We start from the raw sequence: 26994 nt of genomic DNA, 5'->3' as shown, positions 1-26994 counted from the left end.
ATTATGGATCAGGCGGGCGATCTTGCCATAGCTTGCCGCTCAAGACGCCGGATTGTCCAGAAGGCCGTGAAAATCGCCGCAACGCCAAACGCCACGGAACCGCAGCCGACGCCGATCAAGGCTCCCTTCGGTCCGCCGATCACCGCGCCGTAATAGGCGAAGGGGATCATGCCGAGCGTGGTGCGGCCCCAGTTGAAAAAGGTCGAGAGCAGCGGAAAGCCAAGATTGTTGAACGAGGCGTTCGCTACGAAAATCAGGCCGATGAAGAGCCAGACAAGGCCGCTGATCTGGCAGAAGAACCGCACGAGTTCCTCCGTCAGTCCATGCGCGTTGAAGGCGTGGACGATAGGCCCCTGCAGCAGGAACAGGGCAAGCCAGACGACACCTACATAGATGATGGTGAAAGTAAGCGAATCCTTGATCGTCTGCCGCATGCGGTCGAACCGGTTCGCGCCCCAGTTCTGGCCGAGCACGGGGCCGACAGCACCGGCCAGGGCGAACAGGCCGGCAAACGAAACGGGCGTCAGCCGGTCAATGATGGCGGAGGCCGCGATGGCTTCGTCCCCGAAGCGGGACATGATGCTCGTGAAGAAGCCGTTGGCGACGGGCGCCGCGATGTTCGTGAGAATGGCCGGAATCGCGATGGCGAAGAACGGGCGCGCATAGCGTCTTAGATCCGCAAGGTTCACGCTTGCGAGAAGATTGTGGTGCCGCTTGAGATAAACATAGCTCACATAGACATAGGCCACGCGGGCGATGTCGATGGTGATTGCCGCGCCGTTCGATTTCAGGCCGAGGCCGAAGATGAAGAGCGGGTCGAGCACAACCGTCACGATGGCGACGGACAAGGTCGCGTACATGCTGCGCTTGGCGTCCCCCGCCGCGCGCAGGACGCTGGAAAAGGCCATGCCAAGGGCCATGAGCCCATGCGTGGGCAGCGCGATCCAAAGGAAGCTCTCCGCAACGCGGAATGCATCGCCGCTCGCGCCGAGAAGGCGCAGGATCTGCGGGATGAAGGGAAGGGCGATCACGCTCACGCCGGTTGCGAGAAGCGTCATCCAGAAACAGCCCGATGTCGCGAGCCGCTTCGCCTTGTCGAATTCACGCGCACCGAGCGCGCGCGAGACGAGCGCGGCGATGGGGATCATCAGGCCGACATTGATCGACACCGTGAAGAACATCACGACGGTCGCAAGGCCGACGCCTGCGGTGAGGCTCGGGTCCCTGAGCCATGAGATGTAGAGAAGGGAGATGAGATCGACGATGAAAATCGCGATCAGCCCCGCCGTCGCCGTTCCCGTCATCACGAGAACGTGGCGCATGGTGGAGCCGGTGACAAAGCGCGGCGTCTCGGCTCGCTGCGCGGCGAGCTCCGATGCGGGGGGCGTTTCCATCAAAGAGCCCCTTCGCCAAGAATGTCACGCGTCTCTGCGTTGAGGGCGCGCGCTTTTCCGCTCGGCGTCACGAGAGGTTCGGGCTCGATCTTCGCGCCCACCAGCAATTCCGCGCCGCCCATGAAGCCGCTCGTCTTCTGCAGCATCATGCGGGCGATGTCGCGTTTGCGCACGTCGTCCGCCGTGGCCGCCGCCGTATCCGGATCGACGCCAAGCTCTTCGAGGGCGGCGCGGGAGAGCGCGATGGCGGATTCGAAGCTTTCGCGGAGCTGATAATCGACGCCGAGATTCATGAGATTGATAGCCTGGATGCGGTCATAGGCGCGCACGAAGCTGAAGGCGTTGGGGAAGTTCTCATGCACGATCTCGACGATCTTGAGCGTCGCTTCGGGATTGTCGGTGCAGATGCAGATCATCTCCGCCTTTTCCGCGCCCGCCGCGCGCAGCACATCAAGGCGCGTGCCGTCGCCGTAATAGACCTGAAGGCCGAAGCGCGCCGCATCGCGAATGCGCTCCACGTCGCGGTCGATCACCGTCGCGTCGATGCCCTGCGCCAACAGCACCTGATTCACGATCTGGCCGAAACGCCCGAACCCGATGACGAGAACGCGGCTCGAGAGCTCTTCCGCATTGTTGATGTCGGCGTGCGTTTCCGGCTCCGCATCGTTGGGGCGGCGCTTCAGCCATTGCTCCAGCACCGTCGCCGCGATGGGGCCGAACAGCATCGTGATCGCAGCGAGTGCTGTCATCAATTGCGCGGTGGAGCCCGTCATCAGCTTGAGGCCCGTGGCGACGGGCAGCAGCACGAAGGCGAATTCGCCCGCCGGGCACAACAGCACGCCGGAGCGCAGGCCATCCTGCCACGTCGCGCCGAAGAGCTTTGACAGAACGGCGACGACAAATGTCTTGCCGATGATGACGACGGGCGTTGCCAGCGCGATGATGAGCCAGTTCTCACGCACCAGCGACACGTCGATGGACATGCCCACGCTGATGAAGAAAAGCCCGAGCAACATGCCGCGGAAAGGCTCGATATCGGCTTCGAGCTGATGGCGGAAGTTCGATTCCGCGAGCAGGAGGCCTGCGAGGAACGCGCCCATCGCCATCGAGAGGCCGACCTCGTTCATCAGCATCGCGGCGCCCAGCACCACGAGAAGGGCGCTCGCCGTCATCACCTCGCGCGCACCGCTGCGGGCGAGAATGCGGAAGAAGGGGTTGAGGCCATAGCGGCCGACGAGGATCACCGCGACGATGGCGGCGAGCGCCTTGCCGACAGTGAGAAGTTTGCCCACGTCCCATCCGCTGTCGGCCATGCCGGTGCCCGTCGCGAGCAGCGGCAGCAGCGCGAGGATCGGGACGATGGAGATGTCCTGGAACAGGAGGATCGCGAAGGAGCGCTGGCCGTACGGCGTCTGGAGATCGTTGCGCTCGTTCAGCATCTGCAGGGCGATGGCGGTGGCTGAAAGGGCAAGCGCGATTCCAATCACGACGGAGGTCGTGACGGAAAATCCGGCAGCAACCGCTCCGCCGCCGAGAACGACCCCGGTGATCGCAAGCTGCAGCGTGCCGAGCCCGAAAATGTCACGCTTCATGTCCCAAAGGTGGGAGATCTTCAATTCGAGCCCGATGATGAAGAGCAGCAGCACCACCCCGAGCTCGGCCACGGTCGCAATCGATTCCGGGTCCCCGATGAGGCCGAGGCCGGAAGGGCCGATGATGACGCCGGCGGCCAGATAGCCGAGAACGGCGCTGAGCCCGGCCAGGCGGAACAACGGCACCGCGACGACCGCCGCGCCGCAGAAGGTCAGGATGGGGGGCAAAAAGCTGACGTGGGAAGCGGCGTTCGCCATGCTCGTTCTGAATCGGAAGTTGAAGGGACCTTGTCGGTTCTAGAGGGTCTGGAGCGTGAGGGCGAGACTTTCTTGCGGCGGAATGACATCAAAGGCGTTCCGGAGCCCCCCAACCCGCGAATAAGCGTCGCCCCGGCTTGACATTGGGGGGCGGCTCTCGCCACATCGCCGCAATATGACCAAACCGCCTCTCGATATCCTGCTCTGTGCGCCGCGCGGCTTTTGCGCGGGCGTCGTCCGCGCCATCGATGCCGTCGAGCAGGCGCTCGCCCTGCATGGCGCGCCGGTTTATGTGCGCCACGAGATCGTTCACAACAAATACGTGGTGGAGGGCCTCAAGAAGAAAGGGGCGATCTTCGTCCGCGAGCTCGATGAGGTTCCCGACGGCACCGCCCCGGTGATCTTCTCCGCCCACGGAGTGCCGAAAGCGGTGCCTGAGGCCGCCGCCACGCGCAATCTTTTTGCCATCGACGCCACATGCCCGCTGGTGACCAAGGTGCACCGGGAGGCGCAGGTGCATCACAAGCGTGGCCGCCACATCGTCCTCATCGGCCATGAGGGCCATCCCGAGGTCGTCGGTACGATGGGGCAGTTGCCGGCTGGCGCTGTTACGCTGGTGGAGACCGTCGAGGACGTGGCGCACCTTGCGCCTGCCGATGTGGACAATCTCGCCTTCGTCACGCAGACCACGCTCTCCGTGGACGACACGCGCGAGGTGATCGAGGCGCTGCAGACGCGCTTCCCCTCGATTGTGAGTCCGCACAAGGAAGACATCTGCTACGCCACCACGAACCGCCAGGGCGCGGTCAAGCGCGTCGCGCCGCAGGTGGATGCGATGATCGTGGTGGGCTCGCCCAATTCGTCGAACTCCCAGCGCCTGCGCGAAGTCGCGGAGCGGGAAGGGTGCCCTCTCGTGCGCTTGATCCTGCGCGCCGAGGATATCGATTGGTCGCTGTTCGGTTCGATCCGGCGGCTGGGCATCACGGCGGGGGCCTCCGCGCCGGAGATTCTGGTGGAGGAAATCATCGACGCCTTCGCCGAGCGCTTCGAGGTCGATGTTGAGAATGTCTCGACGGCGGATGAGAGCGTGTTCTTTCCGCTCCCCCGCGAATTGCGCGGCGATCAGGCGGCGGAGTAATTTTCTTGGCGGTCTATACGGAAGTTTCTGACGAGGAACTGGCCTCTTTCCTCGCCACCTACGACATCGGCACGGTGCTCTCCTACAAGGGCATCGCGGAGGGCGTGGAGAACACCAACTATTTCCTCCACACCACGGCCGGCACCTACATCATGACGCTCTACGAGAAGCGCGTGAAGGAGAGCGATCTGCCGTTCTTCATCGCTCTCATGCAGCATCTCGCCGAGCGCGGCCTCAATTGCCCACTGCCGGTGAGCAACCGCCAGGGCGAGGCGCTGGGGTGGCTCGCCGGGCGGCCCGCCGCCATCTGCACCTTTCTCGACGGCATCGCCGTACGCCGTCCGAGCGCTTCGCATTGCGGCGCTCTGGGGCAGGCGCTCGCGAAGCTTCATCTGGCCGGGCAGGATTTCGCGATGGCGCGGCCGAACGCCCTGTCCCTCGATGGCTGGCCGCAGCTTTTCGCGCAGGCCGAGGCTCAGGCCGACAGCGTGTCTGCGGGCCTTGCCGAGCGCACCCGGCAGGAACTTGCCTTCCTGAAAGAAGCCTGGCCGAGCGGCCTGCCGACGGGCGTGATCCATGCGGATCTTTTCACGGACAACGTGTTCTTCATCGGCCCCGAGGTGTCGGGGCTCATCGACTTTTATTTCGCCTGCACGGATGCGCTCGCCTACGATGTCGCGATCTGCCTCAATGCCTGGTGCTTCGAGGCCGATGGCTCGTTCAACCTGACGAAGGGGCGCGCCCTGCTCGCGGGCTATCAGGCGCTTCGCCCGCTCTCGGCGGACGAGATCGAAGCCTTGCCGATCTTCTGCCGCGGCTCGGCCATGCGCTTCATGCTGACGCGCCTCGTCGATTGGCTGAACGTGCCTCCCGGTGCATTGGTGAAGCCGAAGGACCCGCTGGAATACGACCGCAAGCTTGGCTTTCACCGTCATGTCCGCCATGCGCGCGAATACGGGCTTGTCGCATGAGCGAGACCGAACGCGTCACGATCTATACGGACGGTGCCTGCTCGGGAAATCCCGGCCCAGGCGGCTGGGCGGCGATCCTGTCCTTCAAGGGCAAGGAGCGCGAATTGTCCGGCGGCGAGGCGCACACCACCAACAACCGCATGGAACTGCGCGGCGCCATCGAGGGCCTCAACGCCCTCACGCGTCCCTGCACGGTCGATCTCTATACGGACTCACAATATGTCCGGCAGGGCATCACGTCCTGGCTCGCCAACTGGAAACGGCGCGGCTGGCGCACGGCGGACAACAAGCCGGTGAAGAACGACGATCTCTGGCGCGAGCTCGATGAGGCGGCGTCCCGCCACAAGGTCAGCTGGCACTGGGTGAAGGGCCACGCGGACGACCCGATGAACATCCGGGTCGATGAGCTGGCGGTCGCGGCGCTCCAGCCCTTCAAAAACGGAAAGGCGCGGCCAGCTTCCGCGCCTTGATGGCCGAATTTTCTCCGACCTCATCCTGAAAGCCATTCCGTGAGGAATGGCGTCTCGAAGGATTTCCGAGACCTCCCGAGCATCCTTCGAGACGCCGCTTTCGCGGCTCCTCAGGATGAGGGCTGTTCCTCCGCAGGCGTCTCAGAGCGCCTTCAGCAGATTGTCGACGCCCGATGCATTGGCCTGGGAAGGCGTATCCTCGACGTTGAGCGTGGTCACGACGCCGTTGTCCACCACCATCGAATAACGCTTGGAGCGCGTGCCGAGGCCGAAACCCGTGCCGTCCATCGCAAGGCCGAGCGCCTTGGCGAAATCGCCGTTGCCGTCGGCGAGGAATTCCACGCCTTCGCCGTTGGAGGCCTTCGCCCACGCATCCATGACGAACACGTCGTTGACGGAGGTCACTGCAATCGCATCGACGCCTCTGGCCTTCACCTCAGCCGCCTTCTCCACATAGCCGGGGAGGTGGTTGCGATGGCAGGTCGGCGTGAAAGCGCCGGGAACGCCGATCAGCACGACCTTGCGGCCCTTGAAGATGTCGTCCGTCGTCTTCGCGGCGGGGCCTTCCGCCGTCATGATGCGGAACGTGACTTGAGGCAGTCGCTCGCCAACCTGGATCGTCATGAACTTCTCCGAATGCGGGATGTGATGATTCCACGCCACGGTCTAGCGTGGCCGCTCGCCGGCGTCGAGACGCAGTTCCGTTTCGATGGCGCGTCCATTCGCGGTCAATGTGAAGAGGAACGGCTGCACCGTAGGAGCGCCCTTCGGGCTTTCCTCGACCGTGACGAGGAAAGCGCCCGACGCATCCGCCTTCGCGGTCGAAAGATACCAGTTCTCCGGCCCTTCCGCGAAAAGCTGCGGCTGGGTATTTGCCGGGGCGCGGGTCTCGACGAGGAAGGCGGGGCGGTCGCCCTTATGGGGTGTGACCGCAAGGATGGAGAGGTCTCCCGGCGCTCCGAGCGGCTGGGACTTCGGCAGACCGGCAAGGGCGGCGGCAATGGCGGCCCGCTCGCCATCCCCCGCGAGATCGAGGTTCAATTCGGCGTGGGCCGGAATGCAGATATCCTTGCAGACGCCGTATTCGATCGAGAGTGAGAGATGCGAGGGTTTCGCCGGGTCGGCGGCGCGCAGCAAAATGGGCAGCACGACCCGGTGGGAATAGACGTATGTGACGCCCCCGGCATCCTCGAGCCTTGAAGGCGCGGGCCAGCGGATGTCGATGTCCGAGACGTTGCGGGAGCCGTTCCAGTCAAACCGCGGCGGCAGGCCGGAATCCCCCGGGGTGCGCCAGTAGGTCTTGAAGCCGTCGTCCAGCTCGACCTCGACGCCAGCCAGAAGCCGTTCGCCCTCGCGCCCGCCGGAGAGAAGGCGCACGCGCGAATGAAACCCCTGCGTCCACGGCGAGGCGCTCTCGGCCCAGGCGGGAGAGGAACAAAAAAGCAGCAACAAAGTAGTAATGGCGGCATGCCGCACAAATGACATGGAACCTAGGCCTTCTTGTCGTTCTTCCCTTTATGGGATTCCCTAGAGCATGATCAGAACAAGTGGAAACCGGTTGTTCGCCCGGATCATGCAACAAATAAAGGAATCTTGCGGGGCGCCTATCCACGTTCCCGTGATCGGGAATAGGATCATTCAAGCTGGATGCAAGTTATGGCCTTCGTGCGTAAGAGCAATATCGGAAACGATGCGGGCACCCTGGAGGGGCAGTTTCTCGTCGCCATGCCGAGCGTCGTCGGCGAGCCGTTTTCGCGCTCGGTCGTCTATGTCTGCGCGCATTCCGACGAGGGGGCGATGGGCATCGTGCTCAACCGGCCCGCGCCGAACATGAAGATTCCCGATCTTCTGGTCCAGCTCGAGATCATCCCCGAAGCCGAGCGGATACGCCTGCCCCGAAAGGTTACGCAGATCCCCGTTCTCATCGGCGGCCCGGTCGAGACGAGCCGCGGTTTCGTGCTGCATTCGCCGGATTTCTACATGGCGCAATCGACGCTTCCCATCGATGACAGCGTGTGCCTGACGGCGACGGTCGACATTCTGCGGGCCATCGCCAAGGGGGCGGGGCCTGAGCGCGCCGTACTCGCTCTGGGCTATGCGGGCTGGCAGCCGGGGCAGCTCGAATCCGAAATCCAGGCCAATGGGTGGCTCACGTGCGAGGCGGATGCCGAGCTGATTTTCAATACGCCGCTTGAGGCACGCTACGATCTCGCCCTGCGCCAGATCGGTATCGATCCTGCCATGCTCTCCTTGGAGCCGGGGCACGCCTGAGAGCGGTCTTATGCCGCCCGCGGCGCGGCTCCGACCAGTTGCCGTGCCTGGTGCATCGACATCGGCTCGCCGAAAACGGGGCCTTGCGCGTATTCGCAGCCGAGCTGGTAGAGTTCGATCGCCTCCGACTCCGACTCCGCGCCTTCCGCCACGATCTCCATGCCGAGCTCGTGCGCCATCTTGATAATGGAGCGCAGGATCACCGGCTTGCCGTGCGCCATTTGCCGCACGAAGGACTGATCGACCTTGATCGTGTCGAAGGGGAACCGCTCCAGATAGGAGAGGGCGGAATAGCCCGTTCCGAAATCGTCGAGCGAAAGACCCGCGCCGAGGTCGCGCAGCCGCGTCAGCATCTGCGCCGAATATTCCGGGTTCTCCATCACGAGGCTTTCGGTCATCTCGAGCTTGAGGGAGCCCGGAAGAACGCCGGTGCGGGCGATGACTGCCTTCACGTCCTGCAACAGGTCATGCCGCAGGAGGTGATGGCTCGACATGTTGATGCTGGCGAAGATCGGCGGATCGACTTCCAGCGCATCCTGCCACGCCGCCAGCTCGCGCCCGGTCTGCTCCAGAAGGAAGACGCTCAGGTTGACGATGATGCCGGTTTCCTCGGCGAGCGGCATGAAGTCCTCGGGCCCCAGGCGGCCGAGGCGGGAATGGTCCCACCGCAGCATGGATTCAAAGCCCGCGATGGTACGGTCTTCCAGCCGCACGATAGGCTTGAACAGCACCTTCATCTCGCCGCGCTCGATGGCTTGACGCAGGTCCGCTTCAAGCGTGAAACGGTCGCTACGGTCGGAGCGCATCGTCGGACGGAACGCCTCGATCCGGTCGCCGCCCTGACGTTTGGCGTGAGCCACGGCGATTTCCGCGTTGCGGATCACCTCTTCGCGGCGCGCGGCGATCTGCGGATCGTGCAGCACGAGGCCGATGGAGGCGGTGAGGAAGATCTCCCGCTCCGCATAGGTGATCGGCGTGGTGAGTGCGCGCCGGACCATGTCGGCAAAGGCGATGATGCGATCGGGCTCGCGCTCCGAGAGCAGGATGATCGCGAATTCGTCGCCGGAGACGCGTGCCAGCGTATCCTGCGGGCGCAACAGGCGGCCAAGGCGGCGTGAAAGCGTCAGCAGGATCGAGTCGCCCGCAGAATAACCGACGGATTCGTTGATCTGCTTGAACTTGTCGAGGTCGATGACGAGCACGGTCGGGCGCAGCGATCCGTCCTGGCTCGCGAAGATCAGCGCGGCCTCGAGGCGGTCGTAGAGCAATTGCCGGTTCGGCAGGCTCGTCAGGTTGTCGTGCACCGCATCGTACAACAGCCGCTCTTCGGCCGTGCGGGCGTCCGTGACGTCGGTCAGCGTGCCGACGATGCGGATGACCTCGCCGTCCGAGCCCACGATGGGGCGAGCCTTGAGGCGATACCAGATATGCGGGCCGGAGGACGAGCGCAGGCGGAAGTCCTGGCTCAGCCGTCCCCGGCGCTGCTCGATGAGGGCATCGAGCGCCGCGCGGTAGCGATCCCGGTCGAAGGGGTGGACGAGGTCGAGCCAGGCCGAAGCGGGGCCGTTGAGGGCGCCGCTCTTGAGGCCGAGCTGATGCTCCATCTCGGGGCTTACGAAGATCTTGTCGGAGACGACGTCCCAATCGAACACCACGTCGCCAGCGCCCGCGAGCGCCAGCGCCCGGCGCTCGGTGTCGTTCACCAGGCCGTGGGCGAAAGCGCCACCGGAAAAGGCGTGCTGCATCACCGTGAAGCCGATCAACATGACGATGAGCACGAGCCCGCCGATGAGGGCCGGGGGCACGAGATCCGCCGTCAGGGTACCCATGACGGTAAAGCCCGCCGCTGCCACCCAGGCGATCAGGAGAAGCCACGTCGGCACCAGCATGATGGCGCGGTCGTAGCCGTGGGTCGCGAGGTGGATGACGAGCACGAAGCCGATGCCCGCCACGGCCACGATGGAAATGCGCGCAACACCCGAGGCAACCGGCGGATCGAAGATCGCAAGGCCGATCAGCGCGCCGAGGAAGGTCAGCCAGAAGGCCGTGACGTGGCTGTAGCGCACATGCCAGCGATTGAGGTTGAGATAGGCGAAGAGGAACACGAGCAGGGTCGCGGCGAGCACGGCTTCCGCGCCTGCGCGATAGATCCGCTCCACGGATTCGGTGATCGGGAAAATGCGCTGGAAGAACCCGAAATCGATGCACGAATAGGCCAGAACCGCCCAGGCCAGCGCGGCGGCGGCGGGGAAGATCAGCGCGCCCTTGACGACGAAGACGATGGTCAGGAACAGAGCGAGAAGGCCGGCGATGCCGATGATGATGCCCTTGTAGAGCGTCAGGCCGTTGACCCGCTCCTTGTAGGCGTCGGCGTCCCAGAGCTGGAGCTGGGGCAATTCGTTGGTGTTGAGCTCGGCGACGAAGGTAACCGTGGTGCCGGGATCGAGGGTGATGAGGAACACGTCCGCATCCTTGCTCTCGTCCCGCTCCGGGCGAATGCCCTGGCTCGCGGTGATGGCGGCGATGCGGGTCGCGCCGAGGTCAGGCCAGATCACGCCCGAATTGGTGAGCCGGAAATGCGGCGCGACGAGGAGCCGGTCCAGCTGCTCGTCGGAATCGTTGGTGAGCGCGAAGACGATCCAGTCCGGCCGCGTGCCGGCCTCACGGGCCTTGACCGCGATGCGGCGGACGATGCCATCCCGCCCCGGAGCCGTCGAAATGCGGATTTCGTCGCCGTCCGAGCGATAGCGCTCGACCATCGGCGTAAGGTCGATAGCCTTGGCGTCCTGGTCCACCCGCACGGATTCCACCGCCCAGCCGGCGGAGGGCGCGAACAGGGACAGGAAGGTCGCCAGAAGGAGGGTTATGGCGAAAGAGGCGATCCGCAACGCTTCGGTCTTCCGTCCGTTTCGTACCAATGGAGCCAGGATTGGTATCGGCCTGAGGGCCTGAGGGCAAGGCGCGGGTGACATTTGAACCAACTTGTCCGCAGGACTCACAGGGGGATTTGAGGCGAGCTATGCCGCATGGGCCCTCTTTGCGGCGGGATTAGGGAAGGAGAGGCGTTTTCCCCTCAAGGCCGCGTTTCCCTTGTCACCAAAGGATATCGTCGAGCCAGCCGGGGGTGTTTCAACCCCTCAACCCCGCCTCGATCGCCTCCAGGGACGGCAGGCCCTTGATCGGGCCGATGGCCGAGAGGGTTGGCGTGCCTTGCAGCAGGCGGTGCCCCGCCTCGCGGACCTGATCGACGGTGATGGCGTCGACCTTGGTGATGATGTCGTTGCTGGGGATGATCCGCCCCCAGGAGAGCAACTGGCGCGCCACCCGCTCGATGCGCCCGCCGGGGCTTTCGAGCGCGGCCAAAAGCGCCACCTTCATCTGCGCCTTGGCGCGGGCAAGCTCCACCTCGTTGATCTCGCCGGCGGCCTCGCGGGTGCAGGCGAGCGTGACGTCGATGAGGTTAGCCACGTCCGATCCCCCCGTGCCGGCTCCGATGCCGAACAGGCCGCAATCGGAGAAGGGCCAGTGGAAGGCGTCGATGGAATAGGCAAGGCCCCGCGTCTCGCGTACTTCGTGCCAGAGGCGGGAGGTGAGCCCGCCGCCGAGGATGTGCGCGAAGAGGTGAGTGGCGTAGTAGCTCGGATCCCGGACCGAGAGGCCGGGCAGGCCGAGAACGATGTTGGCTTGTTCGAGCTTGCGCGCGATCCGCCGCTCGCCGCCGGTGTAGGAGCCTGCCTCCGGTCCACGGGTCTCGACGGCGGGCATGGAGCCGAAGAACTTTTGCGCCGCGTCCACGATCTGGGCGTGGTTCACGTCGCCCGCCGCCGCCAGCACCATCTTGCCAGGCGTGTATTCCCGCGCCAGGAAATCGCGGATCGTCGCCTCGTCGAAGCTCCTGATGGTGTCCGGCGTGCCGAGGATCGGGCGGCCCATCGGCTGGCGCGCGTAGGCCGTTTCCATAAAGGCGTCATAGACGAGATCGTCCGGCGTATCCTCGACGGCGGCGTGCTCCTGCAGGATCACACCCTTTTCGCGCGCGAGTTCCGCCGCATCGAACACGGACTGGCTGAGGATGTCGCCGATCACGTCGAGCGCGACATCGATGTTCTCGCCCAGCACGCGCGCGGTATAGCTCGTGTATTCGATACTGGTCGCGGCATTGATGTCGCCGCCGACATTCTCGATGTCCTCGGCGATCTGCCGCGCCGAGCGGCGCGCCGTGCCCTTGAAGGCCATGTGCTCGATGAAGTGCGACAGGCCGTGCTCGTGCGCCTGCTCGTGACGCGAGCCGGTGGCGACCCAGATGCCGAGCGTCGCAGTGGCGATCTCCGGCATCCGCTCGGTGGCGACGGTGAAGCCGTTATCGAGCCGCGTGATGTCGATCTGTTTTTCGCGTACGAAATGTTCGTTCATACGGCAGCGCCCCGCACGACGCGCGCGCGGTCCCGAATGAAACGCTCCACCGCGCCCTGGTCGTTGGGGAGAATGGAGAAGCGCTCGTCCCGTTCCATCAGGTCCGCAAGGTGCGGCGGCAGCGCAGGCCGCACGCCCGTCGCCCGCTCCACGGCCTCCGGGAACTTGGCCGGGTGAGCGGTGGAAAGCGCCACCACGGGCACGTCGGAACGCTCGCTCAACAAAGCCCGCGCCGCTCGGGTGCCGACGGCGGTGTGCGGATCGAGCACATAGCCCGTCTCGCGATAGGTCTTCGTCATCTCGTCCGCGACCGTCGGCTCGTTGACGGCGATAGCCGAGAATTCGCCTTGGATGCGCGCAAGCGCCTCGGGCGCGATGGTGAAGGAGCGGGACTGGGCGAGATTGGCCATGAGATGGCGGATCGTCACCGGATCGCGGCCATAAGCCTCGAACAGCAGGCGCTCGAAATTCGAGGAGATCTGAATGTCCATCGATGGGGATGCGGTGGGCTGCACGCCCTTGATCTCATATGTGCCGGAATGCAGCGCACGGGCCAGAATGTCGTTGGCGTTGGTGCCGATCATCAGCCGCTCGATGGGCAGGCCCATGTGCTTTGCGGCCCAGCCTGCGAGAATGTCGCCGAAGTTGCCTGTCGGCACGGAGAAGGACACCTTGCGGTGCGGCGAGCCGAGGCTCACGGCGGCGGTGAAGTAATACACCGCCTGCGCCGCCACGCGCGCCCAGTTGATGGAATTGACGCCAGAGAGCTGCAGCTCATTCCGGAAGCGGGCATTGCCGAACATGCCCTTCACCATGTTCTGGCAATCGTCGAAATTGCCTTCCACCGCGAGCGCATGAACGTTGGGCGAGTTCACCGTCGTCATCTGCCGGCGCTGCACGTCGGACACGCGGCCATGCGGATAGAGAATGAAGATGTCGACCTGATCGAGCCCCTTGAAGGCCTCGACCGCCGCGCTGCCCGTATCGCCCGAGGTCGCGCCGACGATGGTCGCGCGCGCGCCGCGCGCTTTCAGCACATGGTCCATCAGCCGCCCAAGAAGCTGCATCGCCACGTCCTTAAAGGCGAGGGTCGGGCCGTGGAAAAGTTCGAGCACGAAGAGATTGTCGCCAATCTGCGTCAGAGGGCACACGGCGGCATGGCGGAAGGAGGCATAGGCTCCCTCGATCATGGCGTTCAGGGCGCCCTGCGGAACCTCCCCATCGACCAGCGGGCTCAGGACCGCCTTCGCGACCTCGGCATAGGGTTTGCCGGAGAAGCCCTGGATCGTCTCGTGCGTCAGCCTCGGCCAGCTTTGCGGCACGTAGAGGCCGCCATCGTGGGCAAGCCCGGTGAGCAGGGCATCGGCAAAGCCAAGGGCAGGGGCTTCCCCGCGGGTCGAGATGTGGAGCAAGGTCGGTCTCCTGAGATCCATCGTTGCGAAAGGCTTTAGAGCATTTTCAGCAGAAGTGGATACCCGGTTCTGCGTCAGAACAGGCGAAAATAGGAGCGACCGGCCACGGCAAGCCGCAACCGGTCGCGGAATGTCGCCATCATGCGGCGAGCCGCGCCATCGCATGGGCATCGACATAGCGGCCGTCGCGGAAGGCAAAGCTCCGGTGCGTGCCTTCGACCTCGAACCCGTTATGCTTGTAGAGGGCGATGGCGGGGGCGTTGTCGGTGTAGACCGTCAGTTCGACCCGCCTCACCCCGAGCCAGTTGTCGGCGACGGTGAGCAGCTCCTTGAGCAGCTTCGAGCCGATGCCCTGACCAACATAATCGTCGTGCACGCCCATGCCGAGGGTGGCTACGTGGCCGCGTCGGCCCTGAAGCAGTCTCAGGCCGCCGGACGCGACGACGCGGCCTGCCTTGACGGCAACGAGGGCGAAGTCATCCGATGTGAAACCCTCGAGCCACTTACGGATCGCCTCCGGCGACCGATGCGGCAGGCGCAGAGTACCGAAGCGAAAGCCGGGCAGGTTGGAAAGCGCCGCGATGTCATCGCAATCGGCAGGGCGTGCCGCGCGCAAGATCACGTCATCGGAAGCGAGTATTTTCTGTGAAGGTGGTTCCATCGTGGTTCTCCGGATTGTGCGGAGGCGAACGGAACCGAAATAGCCCTGCTCGTCTCCGGCAGGGCTTTGGGGAAAATGTCGGTGCTTCTCTTAAGCCAACACGTCTCCGCCACGCCCTGCAAGGCGCGTCATGAGATGGGTCGCGGTCGTAAGAAGCTTCGACATGGGAAGCATGATAGAATGGTTGCGAGGCAAAGCCAAGCTTCCGGATCAAGAGGGGTCTATGCGGATGACCAGGATCGACTGGCTGCTCTTGCCGCTGCTCACCGGCGTGCTGTTCGGGGTCGTCTGCATCGTCTTCGCCCTCGTCGGTTATCTCGGTCTTGGTGTCCTCGGCCTTCTGATCGGTTTCGTGGCGCAACGGATCGAAATCGAGAAGGAAGGGGCGGTTGGTCATCCGATGGTGACGTCGCTCTACGCGCAACAGGCTGAGGCCCGGCAGCGGATGACCCGGGCGGAGCGGGCAGAACATCGGGCCGAGATGAAAAGCCTCGTGAAACCGCTCTTCGTGGCCAAGGTCGTCAGCGCCGGGCTGATTATCCTCGGCTTCGGCTTCTTCTTCCTGTTTCAGCTTCCCTGAGGACCGTTCACTCGCCGCCATGCGAACACACCGAAGACCCCGATCAGGGTCAGCGCGATGCCGAACCAGGTGAAGGCGTATTTCAGGTGGTCGTTCGGCAGGTTGAGCCGCGTTTGCCCGCCTTTGGGCCAGCCGCCGGGATTGGGCGTGGCATCGGCATCGATCAGGAACGGCGCGACGCGGGTGAGCCCGTGCGCCTTGGCGATGGCCTGCGGGTCGCGGGCATACCAGGCGTTCTTCGCCGGATCGTCGGCGGGCGTGAAGAAGTTGCGGGCCTCCGGCGCGCGTACGAGGCCGGTGACGGTGACCTCGCCTTGCAGCGGGCTCTCGGGACGGGTTTTCGGATCGCGCAGTTCCGTCGGCACGAAGCCGCGGTTGACCATGACGATGGCGCCATCGCCAAGGCGCAGCGGCGTCATCAGGTAGAACCCTTGCAGGGGCGAGCCGCGCTGCGCGGGAGCAAGGCCGTAGACCGGCGTTTCGAATTGGTTGAGGAACGTGCCGGTTAGGCGAACCTGCCGGAACTCGTCCTCTCTAGCCTGCCACGAATCCCACCGCGCCTCGGGGAGAATGGCTCCCGCGTCACCGTGGGAGCGCGCTTCGATCTGCGCGATGAGCCCTTCCTTCCAGCTTTTCCGCTGAAGCTGCCACGTCCCTAGAGTGACGAGGATCGCGAGCGCCACAAGCGTCGCGATCCCCGGCGCGATGAGGGAGCGCCAGCGTGGAAGGGCTGCGGCGGACGTCACTTCTGCAAACGCCCTTCTTCGGCCTTGTTGTGGTACTGCAGCGCCACGAGAACGCCCTTCAACGGACGCACGAGGGCGAGGCTCATGATGGCGGTGAGCGAGAACCAGAGCACGAGATGCAGCCATAGCGGGGGCTCGAACGCGAACTCGACCCACAGCGCCAGCGCCACCACCACGATGCCGACGATCGACATGACGAAAAAGGCGGGGCCATCCCCTGAATCGGCGAAGGCGAAGTCGAGACCGCAGGCTTCACATTTCGGCTGAATGGTCAGGAAGCCCTTGAACAGATGTCCCTTGCCGCAACGGGGACAAAGCCCTTTTAGCCCGGCGATGATCGGGGAGGGGACCTGGGAATGGTTCTGGGTCAAGATGGTTCTCCGGGAACACTGGAGCAGGATCGGGACAAGCTGTTCGTCCTGATCGTGCGGCAACCTCCAAGGGGTTGCGCGAGGTGTTTACGCGAGGTGCGTGACAGATGGAATGGAAGGTTGGAAAAACGAAGGGCGGCTTAAAGCCGCCCTTGTTGCAATCTCGCGATGAGCGGCGTCAGTGGCCGGCCCCGTGGCCCCACACGTAGATGGCCGCGAAAAGGAACAGCCATACCACGTCGACGAAGTGCCAGTACCAGGCGGCGAACTCGAAGCCGAGGTGCTGCTTGGGCGTGAAGTCGCCGCGATAGGTGCGCAGCAAGCAGACGGCCAGGAAGATCGTGCCGATGATGACGTGCGCGCCGTGGAAGCCGGTCGCCATGAAGAAGGTGGCGCCGTAGATGTTGCCCTTGAAGCCGAAATGGGCGTGCGTGTACTCGTAGGCCTGCAGCGTCGTGAAGATCAGGCCGAGGATGACGGTGAGCCAGAGGCCGGCCTTGAGGCCCGAACGGTCGTTCTGGAGCAGCGCGTAGTGCGCCCAGGTGACCGTGGTGCCGGAGGTCAAGAGGATCAGGGTGTTGAGCAGCGGCAGGTGCCAGGGATCGAAGGTCTCGATGCCCTTCGGGGGCCACACGCCGCCGAGCGCTTCGACGCGCAGATACTGCATCGGGTCGCCTGCATAGAGCGCCACGTCGAAGTAAGCCCAGAACCAGGCGACGAAGAACATCACCTCGGAGGCGATGAACATGATCATGCCGTAGCGGTGATGGAGCTGAACCACGCGGGTGTGGAACTTGCCGCTGTTGGCCTCGCGGATCACGTCCGACCACCAGCTCAGCATGGTGTAGAGAACGCCGATGATGCCCGCGCCGAACATGTAGGCGCCCGGATGCGTGCCGGCGATCTCGATGCTCTTCCACCAGGTCACGAAGCCGGAGGCCATGAGGAAGGCGCTGAGCGAGCCGATGAGCGGCCACGGGCTCGGGTCGACAAGGTGGTAATCGTGATGTTTGGCGTGAGCCTCGGCCATTCTTATCTCCGTGCCTCGAAGGTGCTCTGCTTTAAGCCGTTTCTGTTCAGCTTGTCACGTTCGTTATTGGACGATGGGTTTCGGGGTTGATTTCGCGGCTTCCGCCACCGGCTTACCCCCCTTGGAGGGGAAGTAGGTGTAGGAGAGCGTGATGGAACTCAGGTTATGGATGTCGCTGTCCGTGACGAGACGGGGGTCGACATAAAAAACGACAGCCGATTCAAGGGTTTCACCGGGCTTGATGGTCTGCTCGGTAAAGCAGAAGCATTCGAGCTTGGTGAAGTAGGTCCCCGCGAGATCCGGCTGGACGTTGTAAGTGGCAATGCCGGTCGTCGGTTTATCGCCGGTGTTCGTGACCTTGTAGAGAACGGTCGTGGTCTCGCCGAGCTTGACCTTCACCTCGGGCGTCTCCGGCGAGAATCGCCAGTTCAGCCCCGGCGCGACATTGGCGTCGAATCGCACGGCGATGGTCCGGTCCAGCGCCTTGGAGGCGTTGCTGGAGGCAACCGTCGGGGTGCCGTCGAAGCCGGTGACCTTGCAGAACAGGTCGTAGAGCGGAACGGAGGCGTAAGCGAGGCCGACCATGCCCGCGACAAGGGCCGCGCAGCCGATGACGGTGCGGCGGACATTGCGTTGAAGGCGGGGCGTTTCGCTCATCTTCACCTCACAGGGGTCGCTTCAGGACCTGGGGGCCGAGCTTTGCGAGCGTGACCACGAAGATCAGCAGGACGAACGCTCCGAGCGTCAGGGCAAGGGCGAGGGAACGCCGGCGGCGGCGCTTCATTTCCTCGGGGGTCAGTTGGGGCACCGGTGCTTGCATCGTTCACCCCAGAACCGGACGGAAGAAGCCGAAACCATGCTCCGCGAGAAGGGTCGCAAAGAGCAGGAAGAGATAGAGAATCGAAAAGCCGAAGAGCTGCTGCGCCACCCGCATGGCCGCCTCGCCCTCACGCAGGCGATAGACCTGAACGGCAAGGGCCAGCATGCCGAGGCCGCCGAGGGTGCCGATGACCGCATAGGCAAGGCCGCCGAAGCCGAAGGCGACGGGCGCGAGCCCGAGGGGCGCGAGAACCAGCGTGTAAAGCAGGATCTGACGGCGCGTTGAATCGGGGCCCGCCACGTTCGGCATCATCGGAATGCCCGCGCGGGCGTAATCGCCCGACTTCACGAGAGCCAGCGCCCAGAAATGAGGCGGCGTCCAGATGAAGATGATGGCGAAGAGAATGATGCTCTCGATACCCACATGCCCGCTCACCGCCGCCTGGGCCACGATGGGGGGAAGGGCGCCCGCCGCGCCGCCGATGACGATGTTCTGCGGCGTCGAGCGCTTGAGCCACATGGAATAGACGACGGCGTAGAAGAAGATCGTGAAGGCCAGAAGCCCCGCCGCGAGCCAGTTGCTCACGAGGCCGAGCATGAGGACCGAGCCGGTGGAGAGCGTCAGGCCGAAGGCCAGCGCCTCGCCGGGGGTGATCTTGCCTGCCGGGATCGGGCGCTTGGCGGTGCGCACCATCACGGCGTCGATATCCGCGTCCCACCACATGTTGAGGCAGCCGGACGCGCCGCCGCCGATGGCGATCATCAGGAGTGAGGCGAAGGCGATGACGGGATTCACATTGGGGTGGACGACGACCATGCCGACGAGCGCCGTGAACACGACAAGGAACATCACGCGCGGCTTCAGGAGCGCGAAGTAATCGGACACGTCGCCCTGCGAGAGCCCCGCGGTGACGAGGGTTTCGCTGCGATTGTCGGTCAGGCTGTTCGATGCGCTGGTCATGGCCTTGATCTTGCGGGGCGGGAGCTTTCGCTTAAGGCCCCTCGGTCTCAACCCCTCCCCGGAAAGCTCCAACGTGTGAGCTTTCGGGGGAAGAGTGGGCGGTCCGGTTAAGGACCGCCCTTCTCGATTAGTGGTGATCCGTGTCCGCGATGCGCGGCAGGGTCTCGAACTGGTGGAACGGCGGCGGGGAGGGAAGGGTCCATTCCAGCGTCGTCGCGCCTTCGCCCCACGGGTTGCCTTCAGCCTTCTGCTTGCGGACGAGCGCGTAGATCACGCCGAGGAAGAAGACGAGGACGCCGACGGCGAAGATGTAGGAGCCGATGGAGGACACCTTGTTCCAGCCCGCGAACGCATCCGGATAGTCCGCATAGCGGCGCGGCATGCCCTGGAGACCGAGGAAGTGCATCGGGAAGAACAGCAGGTTGGAGCCGATGAAGGCGATCCAGAAGTGCAGCTTGCCGATCCATTCCGGCATCATGTAGCCGGTGATCTTCGGGAACCAGTAGTAAATGCCCGCGAAGATCACGAACACCGCGCCGAGCGACAGCACGTAGTGGAAGTGAGCCACCACGTAGTAGGTGTCGTGCATGTAGCGGTCGACGCCCGCATTCGCGAGAACGACGCCGGTGACGCCGCCCACCGTGAACAGGAACACGAAGCCGACGGCCCAGTGCATGGCGGCGGTGAAGCGGATCGAGCCGCCCCACATGGTCGCGATCCACGAGAAGATCTTCACGCCCGTCGGCACCGCGATCACCATCGTGGCGAACACGAAGTAGGCCTGCGTCTGGAGCGAGAGGCCGACCGTGTACATGTGGTGCGCCCACACGACGAAGCCGACGACGCCGATGGCCACCATCGCGTAAGCCATGCCGAGATAACCGAAGATCGGCTTTTTCGAGAAGGTCGAGATGATGTGGCTGACGATGCCGAAGGCCGGCAGGATCATGATGTACACTTCGGGGTGGCCGAAGAACCAGAACAGGTGCTGGTAGAGGACCGGATCGCCACCGCCCGACGGGTCGAAGAAGGTGGTGCCGAAGTTACGATCCGTCAGCAGCATGGTGATCGCGCCCGCGAGAACCGGCAGCGAGAGCAGCAGCAGGAACGCGGTGACGAGCATCGCCCAGGCAAACAGCGGCATCTTGTGCAGCGTCATGCCCGGAGCGCGCATGTTGAGGATCGTGGTGATGAAGTTGATCGCGCCGAGGATCGAGGCCGCACCGGCAAGATGCAGGGCCAGGATGCCGAAATCGAGCGCCGGGCCCGGATGGCCTGTCGTCGAGAGCGGCGGATAGACCGTCCAGCCGCCGCCGAAGCCGAGCGAGCCGGGTGCGCCTTCCACGAAGAGCGAGCAGACCAGCAGCGAGAAGGCTGAAACGGTGAGCCAGAACGAGATGTTGTTCATGCGCGGGAACGCCATGTCCGGCGCGCCGATCATGAGCGGAACGAACCAGTTGCCGAAGCCGCCGATGAGGGTCGGCATCACCATGAAGAACACCATGATGAGGCCGTGGCCGGTCACGAAAACGTTGAAAGCCTGCGGATTCGAGAAATACTGCAGCCCGGGCTCCTGAAGCTCGAGGCGCATGCCGATCGAAAGCGCGCCGCCGACGCAGCCGGCGATGAAGCCGAACAGCATGTAGAGCGTGCCGATGTCCTTGTGGTTCGTGGAATAGAACCAACGCCGCCAGAAGGTCGGATGGTCGTGGTGATCCGCGTGAGCGGCGTCAACTGCATTTGCCATGATGGAGACCTCTCAGGTCCTGTTCTCGAAATTACTGGGCGTTGGCGAGCTGGATCGGGCCATCGACGGAAGCGTACTTCTTCTTCGCGTCCTGGAGCCAGGCGGCATATTGCTGCTCGCTGACCACATGGATCTCGATCGGCATGTAGGGGTGCCCGTTACCGCAGAGCTCGGAGCACTGGCCGTAATAGACGCCTTCCTTCTCGGCCTTGAACCAGGATTCGTTCAGGCGGCCGGGGATCGCGTCGATCTTCACGCCGAAGGACGGCATGGCGAAGGAGTGGATCACGTCGGCGGCGGTCACCTGGACCTTCACGACCTTGTTGACCGGCACGTACATGGCGTTGTCGACGGACAACAGCCTCGTCTGGCCAGGCTTCAGATCCTTGGCCTCGAGCATGTTGGAGTCGAACTTGAAGCCGCCGCCCTGGTCGGCCGGGTACTCATAGCCCCAGTACCAGGCATAGCCCGTGACCTTCACCACCACATCGGCCGGAGGCGTGATGAGCTGGAGGCGCAGGAGGCGGAAGGAGGGGATGGCGATGGCCACCAGGATCAGCACCGGAACGACGGTCCAGACGACCTCGAGCAGGGTGTTGTGGGTGGTCTTGGAGGCGACCGGGTTCCGCTTCTCGCTGAAGCGGAAGACGATCGTCAGGATCAGGCCTAGGACGAACACGGACACCGCCGTGATGATCCACACGAGGTAGGTATGGAAGGTGGACAGGTTCTGCCCGACCTCCGTCACCATGCCCTGCATGCCGAGTTCCCACGGGGAAGGGCGCCCAGCTTCGGCAAATGCCTCACTTCCGCCCAACACAAGTGCGACCGCCGCTGCCGTCAGGGTGGTCGCCGATCGAAGTCCTGAGGTCTCGATCCGCATCGGTGTTCCAAAGCTCCTACTTAGAAGTGATGGCCACTTGTCCGCGACAGAAACCGGGCACGAAGATATCGAGCCCGGCCAGCGCCACCACCGAATGACCTGTGTCTATGACCACAGGATTGCCCCAAGCGCAACGGTGGAAGCGTCGCAATTTCGTGCGTCATAACGGCTAAAAGCGCCTTATTCGGTCACTATACCGCCTCTTCGCTTGACATTTAAGCCTCGGGCATGATCCCAACAGGTCCGATAACCAGAGCGAAGCGGTCGGTATTTCTGCCGTTTCGAAGGATTCAAAACGGAGATGCCGGTGAACCTGTCACGGTGGATTCGCTGCGGAGCGGCCGCGTCGTTCGGGCTGGCCCTGTTGTCCACAGCTGATGTGGCCAACGCGCAGGGTATGGTTAAAAACACCTACGGCGACTGGCAAATGCGTTGCGAAACGCCCGCCGGAGCGAGCGCCGAGCAATGCGCCCTCGTTCAGAACGTGGCGGCGGAAGACCGGCCCAACGTTTCGCTCGTCATCATCGTCCTCAAGACGGCGGACGGGAAGGGGCGCCTGCTACGGGTCGTATCCCAGCTCGGCGTGCTGCTGCCCTCGGGCCTCGGCCTCAAGATCGATCAGGCCGATATCGGCCGCGCCGGCTTCGTGCGCTGCCTCGCGACGGGTTGCGTTGCGGAGGTCGTGATGGAAGATAACCTCATTACACAGCTCAAATCCGGGCAGACGGCCACGTTCATCGTGTTCCAGACACCGGAGGAGGGGATCGGCATCCCCGTTTCCCTCAACGGATTCGCGGCTGGATACGACGCTCTGCCCTAGCGGCAGAGAGAGAAAAGAGACCTTGCGGGGGCAAGAAATGATGGGACTTGGCAGAAAAGCCTCGGTTGGCGCGGTGGCGCTTGCAATGGCGGCCCTTGGCGGCTGCGGCGCGCCGGGTGAGGGCGGTTCGACCCTCGGCAACATGGTGCTGTTCGCGGGAACGACCGTTCCCGAACCGTTGCCGCCGACGATCGAGGACGTCTATTGCCCGCCGGTCAGCGTGATCGAGGGCGGTTCCGCCCTCCAGGCCTACACCGGCGGCCGTGTGGGCGACGCCTCCGGCCTGCGCAGCCAGATCTCGCTCAGCCAGATGGCCCGTGAATGCGCCGGCCGTCCCGACGGCTCTACCGTGGTCAAGATCGGCGCCCAGGGCCGCGCACTTCTCGGCGCGGGCGGCGGATCGGGCGGGCGGTTCGACGTGCCGCTGCGCATCATCGTAAAGAGCGGCTCCAGCGTCTTCGCGGATCGCGTCGTGCGCGGCACGGCCACGATCCCGGCGGGCGACACCCTCGGAACCTTCACCATCATCGAGGACGGTATTGTCGTTCCCGCCGCAAGCGCGCACGACTTCACCATTGATATCGGCTTGGGCAGCGCCGGTTCTGCAAGGCCCGCCCGGCGCGGTTAAGCGCAAAGCCTATCAATCGATGACTGAATGAGAAGGCGCACCCGGCGGCGCGCCTTTTTTCATGCCGCAGGCAGTCCTTCGCCGGCCCTCTTCAGCAAGGACACAGCCAGCACCTTGTCGATCCGACGGCCGTCGAGGTCGACAACCTCGAAGCGCCAGTCGAAGGCATCCACATATTCGCCCGTGGCGGGCAGGTGCTGCAGGAACGAGATCACGAGCCCGCCCACCGTGTGGTAGCCGCGCCCTTCGGGCAGGGTCACGCCCAGCGTTTCCGCCATCTCGTCCACGGGCATGGAGCCGGCGAACAGCCAGGAGCCGTCATCGCGGCGCACGGCATCCGGCTCCTCCGTCTCCACATCGGAGCGGAAGGCGCCGGCGATGGCCTCCAGCGCGTCGGCCGGGGTCACGACGCCTTCGAAATGGCCGTACTCGTCATGGACGAGGGCCATCGGCACCTCCGAGTCGCGCAACAGCGTGAGCGCGTCGAGCGCATAGAGCGTGTCCGGGATCACGGGGGCGGTGCGCAGGTGCTTGCGCACGTCGAGCGCCTCTCCGGCGAGGAGTGCGGCCAGAAGCTCTCGGGATTGCACCACGCCGATCATGTTGTCGGAACTGCCCTCGCTCACCGGAAGGCGCGAATGCGAGGTCTCAATCAGGATCTGGCGGATCTTTTCCGGGTCGTCCTCATCGAGGTCGATCCAGTCCACGTCGGTGCGTGGGGTCATGAGGCCGCGCACCTGCCGGTCGCCGAGGCGCAGGACGCCGGAAATCATGCGCCGCTCCTCCTCCTCGATCACGCCTGCACTCTCGGCCTCGCCGACGAGCATCTTGAGTTCTTCTTCCGTTACCGTCGAATCGCTGTCCGAGGTGGCGCCGAACAGGCGGAAGATCAGCCGGGTCGAGGCGTTGAGCAGCCAGACCGCGGGGGCCGCGATCTTCGACAGGAACATCATGATCGGCGCGACGAGGCAGGCTACGGGCTCCGGGTCCCTCAGCGCGAATTGCTTGGGCACCAGCTCGCCGACGACGATGGAGAGATAGGTGATCAGGCCGATCACGATGCCGTAGCCCAGGGGCTCCGCGCCGCCGCGTGGCACGCCGGCATCGATGAGAATCAGCGTCAGCTTCTCGCCGAGGGCCGCGCCGGAAAACGCGCCCGCGAGAATGCCGACGAGAGTGATGCCGATTTGAACGGTGGAGAGAAAACGCCCGGAATCCTCAAGCACCGCGAGGGCGGTGGCGGCTCCGGAGCGGCCTTGCTCGGCCATGGCCTTCAGGCGCGGACGCCGGGAGGAGACGAGGGCGAGTTCGGAAAGGGCGAAGACGCCGTTGAGGGCGACGAGAACAAGAGCGATGGCCAGTTCGAGCAACGAAATTAGGAGCTATCGACCGGTCAGGCCGCATGTCTCCCCTTCTGTGAAAAGATACCCGTATAAATGGGGCTTTGCGGCGCTGCCGTCAATTAAGGCGTGAAGAGGGGGGTCGCGACCGCCTGTTTGATTGACAGGAAGGCGATTAATCGCCACAGGTTTCAGCAGCCGATGATCCCCGCGGAAGAGACCGGCCCGAAAGGGACCCGGCGCCGAAGGCGCAACCGCCCCGGAAACGCTCAGGCCAAAGGACCGCGTGGGAGCTGGCACTCTGGAAAGCGGCGACGTCGCAAGGCGTCGCCCACCGACGGGCGTAACCTTCGCCTCAAGGCGTTAAGGGAAATCTCTCAGGTCTCGGGACAGAGGGGGCGTGAAACGGGCCACAAGGCCCGATGAAACACGCGCTTTTGAGGGACCCGATGGCCGACCATGCCCACTCCGACGAGCCTCTTCTCGTCACTCCGCTTCATGCCGAACATGTGGCGCTCGGCGCCCGCATGGTGCCCTTCGCCGGCTACGACATGCCGGTGCAATACCCTGCCGGCATTCTTACCGAGCACAACTGGACCCGCGAACATGCGGGCCTGTTCGACGTCTCGCACATGGGGCAGGCGCTCCTCGTCGGCCCCAACCACGAGACCACGGCGAAGGCTCTGGAAGCCCTTATTCCTGCCGACATCGTCAATCTCAAGCCCGGTCAGCAGCGCTATTCGCAGCTCCTCAGCGACGAGGGCGGCATTCTCGACGATCTCATGGTCACCCGCCCGGTCGATCCGGCGAAGGACGGTACGCTGCTGCTCGTCGTCAACGCCTCCATGAAGGAGGCCGATTATGCCCACATGCAGGCGCGCCTGCCCGCCGACGTGAAGCTCGTTCGCGCGGACGACCGTGCGCTGCTCGCGATCCAAGGTCCCAAGGCTGCCGAAATCGTGGCGCGCCTTGCGCCCGACACCGCCGACATGGCCTTCATGGCCGCCAAGGCGACGAAGCTCGCGGGCCTCGACGTGCACCTCTCCCGCTCCGGCTACACCGGCGAGGATGGCTACGAGATTTCGGTCGCGGCCAAGGACGCGGTCGCGCTCTGGAAGGCGCTGCTCGCCGATCCGGAAGTGAAGCCCATTGGCCTCGGTGCGCGCGACTCGCTGCGCCTCGAGGCGGGCCTTTGCCTCTATGGCCACGACATCGACACTACGACTTCGCCCATCGAGGGCGGGCTGATCTGGTCGATCCAGAAGCGCCGCCGCGAGGAAGGGGGCTTCCCCGGTGCGGCGCGCATCCAGAGCGAGATCAAGGACGGCGCGAGGCGCGTTCGCGTTGGCCTCAAGCCCGAAGGGCGCGCCCCGGCGCGCGAGGGCACCATCATCACCACGCCCGATGGCCGCGAAGTCGGCATCGTGACCTCCGGCGGCTTCGGCCCCACGGTCAACGGCCCCGTGGCGATGGGCTATGTTTCAAAGGACGTTTCGGCAGTCGGAACGGACCTTCATCTCGTGGTTCGCGGCAAGCCGATTGCGGCCAAGGTCGCTGCCATGCCGTTTGCACCGCATCGCTACAAGCGTTGATCATCCAAGGGGGATATTAAAATGACCACGCGCTACACCAAGGATCACGAATACGTCCGCGTCGAAGGCGATGCCGGCATCGTCGGCATTTCCGACTACGCCCAGAGCCAGCTCGGCGACGTCGTGTTCGTCGAACTGCCTGCCCTCGGCAAGACCCTCGCCAAGGGCGCCGAAGCTGCCGTCGTCGAGAGCGTGAAGGCCGCGAGCGAAGTCTATGCGCCGGTCTCCGGCGAAGTGCTCGAGGTCAACAGCCTGCTCGAGGACGCTCCCGGCACGGTCAACGAGGACCCGGCGGGCCGCGGCTGGTTCCTCAAGCTGCGCATCACGAACCCGAGCGAGCTCGACGGCCTGTTGACCGAAGAGCAGTACAACGAGTTCGTGAAGTCGATCTCGTAAGGCACACGAAAGCATGTCGCACAAATACGAAGCAACGGTGGTCTGGACACGCGAGGGAAGAGTCTTCGCGGGCGGCGATTACAGCCGTGGCCATCATTGGCGTTTCGATTGCGGCATCGAAGTTCCGGCATCGGCATCACCCTCAGTGGTGCCGCTGCCGCTCTCGCGTGAAGACGCCATCGATCCGGAAGAGGCGTTCATCGCCGCCGTTTCGAGCTGCCATATGCTGACCTTCCTCGGCATCGCCGCAAAGAAACGCTACGTGATCGACCACTATGAGGATCGCGCTGTTGGCGTGATGACGCCGAACGCGAAGGGCAAGCTCTTCGTCTCCAAAGTCACCCTCGATCCGATCATCGAATTCTCCGGCGAGAAGCGCCCGACACCCGAGCAGATCGCCGAACTTCACCACCTCTCTCACCAGGAATGCTTCATCGCGAATTCCGTTCTCACGGAAGTCGTGGTCGCGGGCATTGAACACTAACGCAGAAGGTTATTGCT

Annotated in this window: 27 protein-coding genes and 1 riboswitch; of the genes, 10 read left to right on the top strand and 17 right to left on the bottom strand. The window is 64.2% G+C overall.

Annotated elements, in window-relative coordinates:
• Positions 1-8: 8 nt before the first annotated feature.
• Positions 9-1394 carry an MATE family efflux transporter gene (locus tag DQW91_RS09195; protein ID WP_112663285.1) on the bottom strand — a complete coding sequence of 462 codons (1386 nt, stop codon included), beginning with the start codon at positions 1392-1394 and terminating at the stop codon, positions 9-11.
• Positions 1394-3244 carry a monovalent cation:proton antiporter-2 (CPA2) family protein gene (locus DQW91_RS09190; RefSeq protein ID WP_112663284.1) on the bottom strand — a complete coding sequence of 617 codons (1851 nt, stop codon included), beginning with the start codon at positions 3242-3244 and terminating at the stop codon, positions 1394-1396. Before DQW91_RS09190 ends, DQW91_RS09195 begins: the two co-directional genes overlap by 1 nt.
• Positions 3245-3419: 175 nt before the next feature.
• On the opposite strand from DQW91_RS09190, the gene ispH reads away from it, so the two are divergent.
• Genes ispH through rnhA form a run of 3 tightly spaced genes read left to right on the top strand, consistent with a single transcriptional unit; the run spans position 3420 to position 5823 of the window.
• Positions 3420-4382 (top strand): 4-hydroxy-3-methylbut-2-enyl diphosphate reductase, encoded by a 963-nt coding sequence (gene ispH, locus DQW91_RS09185; RefSeq protein WP_112663283.1) that lies wholly within the window; start codon positions 3420-3422, stop codon positions 4380-4382.
• A gap of 5 nt (positions 4383-4387) precedes the next feature.
• Positions 4388-5353: a homoserine kinase gene (locus DQW91_RS09180; protein ID WP_112663282.1), complete on the top strand. Its 966-nt coding sequence runs from the start codon at positions 4388-4390 to the stop codon at positions 5351-5353.
• Positions 5350-5823, top strand: a complete 474-nt coding sequence (rnhA, locus tag DQW91_RS09175; protein ID WP_112663281.1) for a ribonuclease HI — start codon at positions 5350-5352, stop codon at positions 5821-5823. Before DQW91_RS09180 ends, rnhA begins: the two co-directional genes overlap by 4 nt.
• 141 nt (positions 5824-5964) lie before the next feature.
• Here rnhA and DQW91_RS09170 read toward each other — a convergent pair whose 3' ends face one another.
• Both DQW91_RS09170 and DQW91_RS09165 read right to left on the bottom strand, forming a co-directional pair.
• Positions 5965-6447, bottom strand: coding sequence for a peroxiredoxin (locus tag DQW91_RS09170; protein WP_112663280.1), 483 nt, complete (start codon positions 6445-6447; stop codon positions 5965-5967).
• Between the two features lie 42 nt (positions 6448-6489).
• Positions 6490-7308 carry a protein-disulfide reductase DsbD domain-containing protein gene (locus DQW91_RS09165; RefSeq protein ID WP_112663279.1) on the bottom strand — a complete coding sequence of 273 codons (819 nt, stop codon included), beginning with the start codon at positions 7306-7308 and terminating at the stop codon, positions 6490-6492.
• 171 nt (positions 7309-7479) lie between these two features.
• Between DQW91_RS09165 and DQW91_RS09160 the strand changes: the two genes are divergently transcribed.
• Positions 7480-8094 (top strand): YqgE/AlgH family protein, encoded by a 615-nt coding sequence (locus DQW91_RS09160; RefSeq protein WP_425373385.1) that lies wholly within the window; start codon positions 7480-7482, stop codon positions 8092-8094.
• Between the two features lie 8 nt (positions 8095-8102).
• On the opposite strand, the gene DQW91_RS09155 is transcribed toward DQW91_RS09160, so the two are convergent.
• The 4 genes from DQW91_RS09155 to DQW91_RS09140 all read right to left on the bottom strand — a co-directional run bounded on the left by DQW91_RS09155 (position 8103) and on the right by DQW91_RS09140 (position 14580).
• Positions 8103-10982, bottom strand: a complete 2880-nt coding sequence (locus DQW91_RS09155) for an EAL domain-containing protein (protein ID WP_245410966.1) — start codon at positions 10980-10982, stop codon at positions 8103-8105.
• A gap of 241 nt (positions 10983-11223) precedes the next feature.
• Positions 11224-12507, bottom strand: coding sequence for a M16 family metallopeptidase (locus DQW91_RS09150; protein ID WP_112663276.1), 1284 nt, complete (start codon positions 12505-12507; stop codon positions 11224-11226).
• A complete protein-coding gene (gene thrC, locus DQW91_RS09145) occupies positions 12504-13919 on the bottom strand; it encodes a threonine synthase (RefSeq protein ID WP_112663349.1) in 1416 nt (471 codons plus the stop codon). The genes DQW91_RS09150 and thrC overlap by 4 nt, the downstream gene beginning before the upstream one ends.
• 139 nt (positions 13920-14058) lie before the next feature.
• Complete coding sequence (locus tag DQW91_RS09140) at positions 14059-14580, bottom strand: GNAT family N-acetyltransferase (RefSeq protein ID WP_112663275.1); 522 nt, start codon at positions 14578-14580, stop codon at positions 14059-14061.
• Positions 14581-14809: 229 nt separating this feature from the next.
• Between DQW91_RS09140 and DQW91_RS09135 the strand changes: the two genes are divergently transcribed.
• Positions 14810-15160: a hypothetical protein gene (locus DQW91_RS09135; RefSeq protein WP_157961386.1), complete on the top strand. Its 351-nt coding sequence runs from the start codon at positions 14810-14812 to the stop codon at positions 15158-15160.
• On the opposite strand, the gene DQW91_RS09130 is transcribed toward DQW91_RS09135, so the two are convergent.
• The 8 genes from DQW91_RS09130 to coxB all read right to left on the bottom strand — a co-directional run bounded on the left by DQW91_RS09130 (position 15148) and on the right by coxB (position 21717).
• The gene (locus DQW91_RS09130; protein WP_112663273.1) at positions 15148-15906 is read right to left on the bottom strand and encodes an SURF1 family protein; all 759 of its coding nucleotides are present in this window, start codon (positions 15904-15906) and stop codon (positions 15148-15150) included. The genes DQW91_RS09135 and DQW91_RS09130 overlap by 13 nt on opposite strands.
• Entirely contained in the window at positions 15903-16277 is a 375-nt protein-coding gene (locus tag DQW91_RS09125) for a DUF983 domain-containing protein (RefSeq protein ID WP_245410965.1), read from the bottom strand. The genes DQW91_RS09130 and DQW91_RS09125 overlap by 4 nt, the downstream gene beginning before the upstream one ends.
• A 178-nt stretch (positions 16278-16455) precedes the next feature.
• Positions 16456-17307 (bottom strand): cytochrome c oxidase subunit 3, encoded by an 852-nt coding sequence (locus DQW91_RS09120; protein WP_112663272.1) that lies wholly within the window; start codon positions 17305-17307, stop codon positions 16456-16458.
• A gap of 63 nt (positions 17308-17370) precedes the next feature.
• Positions 17371-17964 carry a cytochrome c oxidase assembly protein gene (locus DQW91_RS09115; protein ID WP_112663347.1) on the bottom strand — a complete coding sequence of 198 codons (594 nt, stop codon included), beginning with the start codon at positions 17962-17964 and terminating at the stop codon, positions 17371-17373.
• 7 nt (positions 17965-17971) lie between these two features.
• Positions 17972-18127: a hypothetical protein gene (locus tag DQW91_RS16855; RefSeq protein ID WP_198411819.1), complete on the bottom strand. Its 156-nt coding sequence runs from the start codon at positions 18125-18127 to the stop codon at positions 17972-17974.
• 3 nt (positions 18128-18130) lie between these two features.
• Complete coding sequence (locus DQW91_RS09110; RefSeq protein WP_112663271.1) at positions 18131-19087, bottom strand: heme o synthase; 957 nt, start codon at positions 19085-19087, stop codon at positions 18131-18133.
• 127 nt (positions 19088-19214) lie between these two features.
• A complete protein-coding gene (ctaD, locus tag DQW91_RS09105) occupies positions 19215-20834 on the bottom strand; it encodes a cytochrome c oxidase subunit I (RefSeq protein WP_112663270.1) in 1620 nt (539 codons plus the stop codon).
• A 31-nt stretch (positions 20835-20865) separates the two neighbouring features.
• Positions 20866-21717, bottom strand: coding sequence for a cytochrome c oxidase subunit II (coxB, locus tag DQW91_RS09100; protein ID WP_112663269.1), 852 nt, complete (start codon positions 21715-21717; stop codon positions 20866-20868).
• Between the two features lie 301 nt (positions 21718-22018).
• Between coxB and DQW91_RS09095 the strand changes: the two genes are divergently transcribed.
• Both DQW91_RS09095 and DQW91_RS09090 read left to right on the top strand, forming a co-directional pair.
• Positions 22019-22537: an invasion associated locus B family protein gene (locus DQW91_RS09095; RefSeq protein WP_112663268.1), complete on the top strand. Its 519-nt coding sequence runs from the start codon at positions 22019-22021 to the stop codon at positions 22535-22537.
• A 37-nt stretch (positions 22538-22574) separates the two neighbouring features.
• Positions 22575-23165 (top strand): hypothetical protein, encoded by a 591-nt coding sequence (locus DQW91_RS09090; RefSeq protein WP_157961385.1) that lies wholly within the window; start codon positions 22575-22577, stop codon positions 23163-23165.
• 59 nt (positions 23166-23224) lie between these two features.
• On the opposite strand, the gene DQW91_RS09085 is transcribed toward DQW91_RS09090, so the two are convergent.
• A complete protein-coding gene (locus tag DQW91_RS09085) occupies positions 23225-24535 on the bottom strand; it encodes a hemolysin family protein (RefSeq protein ID WP_112663266.1) in 1311 nt (436 codons plus the stop codon).
• Between the two features lie 171 nt (positions 24536-24706).
• A riboswitch (glycine riboswitch) is annotated at positions 24707-24800 on the top strand.
• Positions 24801-24954: 154 nt separating this feature from the next.
• On the opposite strand from DQW91_RS09085, the gene gcvT reads away from it, so the two are divergent.
• The 3 genes from gcvT to DQW91_RS09070 are packed head-to-tail and all read left to right on the top strand — an operon-like array spanning position 24955 to position 26977.
• The gene (gene gcvT, locus DQW91_RS09080; RefSeq protein WP_112663265.1) at positions 24955-26097 is read left to right on the top strand and encodes a glycine cleavage system aminomethyltransferase GcvT; all 1143 of its coding nucleotides are present in this window, start codon (positions 24955-24957) and stop codon (positions 26095-26097) included.
• Positions 26098-26118: 21 nt separating this feature from the next.
• Positions 26119-26493: a glycine cleavage system protein GcvH gene (gcvH, locus tag DQW91_RS09075; RefSeq protein ID WP_112663264.1), complete on the top strand. Its 375-nt coding sequence runs from the start codon at positions 26119-26121 to the stop codon at positions 26491-26493.
• 13 nt (positions 26494-26506) lie between these two features.
• A complete protein-coding gene (locus DQW91_RS09070; protein ID WP_112663263.1) occupies positions 26507-26977 on the top strand; it encodes an OsmC family protein in 471 nt (156 codons plus the stop codon).
• Positions 26978-26994: the final 17 nt, after the last annotated feature.

It is taken from the genome of Microvirga flavescens (assembly GCF_003290125.1).
GTDB lineage: Bacteria > Pseudomonadota > Alphaproteobacteria > Rhizobiales > Beijerinckiaceae > Microvirga > Microvirga flavescens.
The sequence above is the reverse complement of the archived record's forward strand: the minus strand, read 5'-3'. Positions and strand labels throughout refer to the sequence as shown.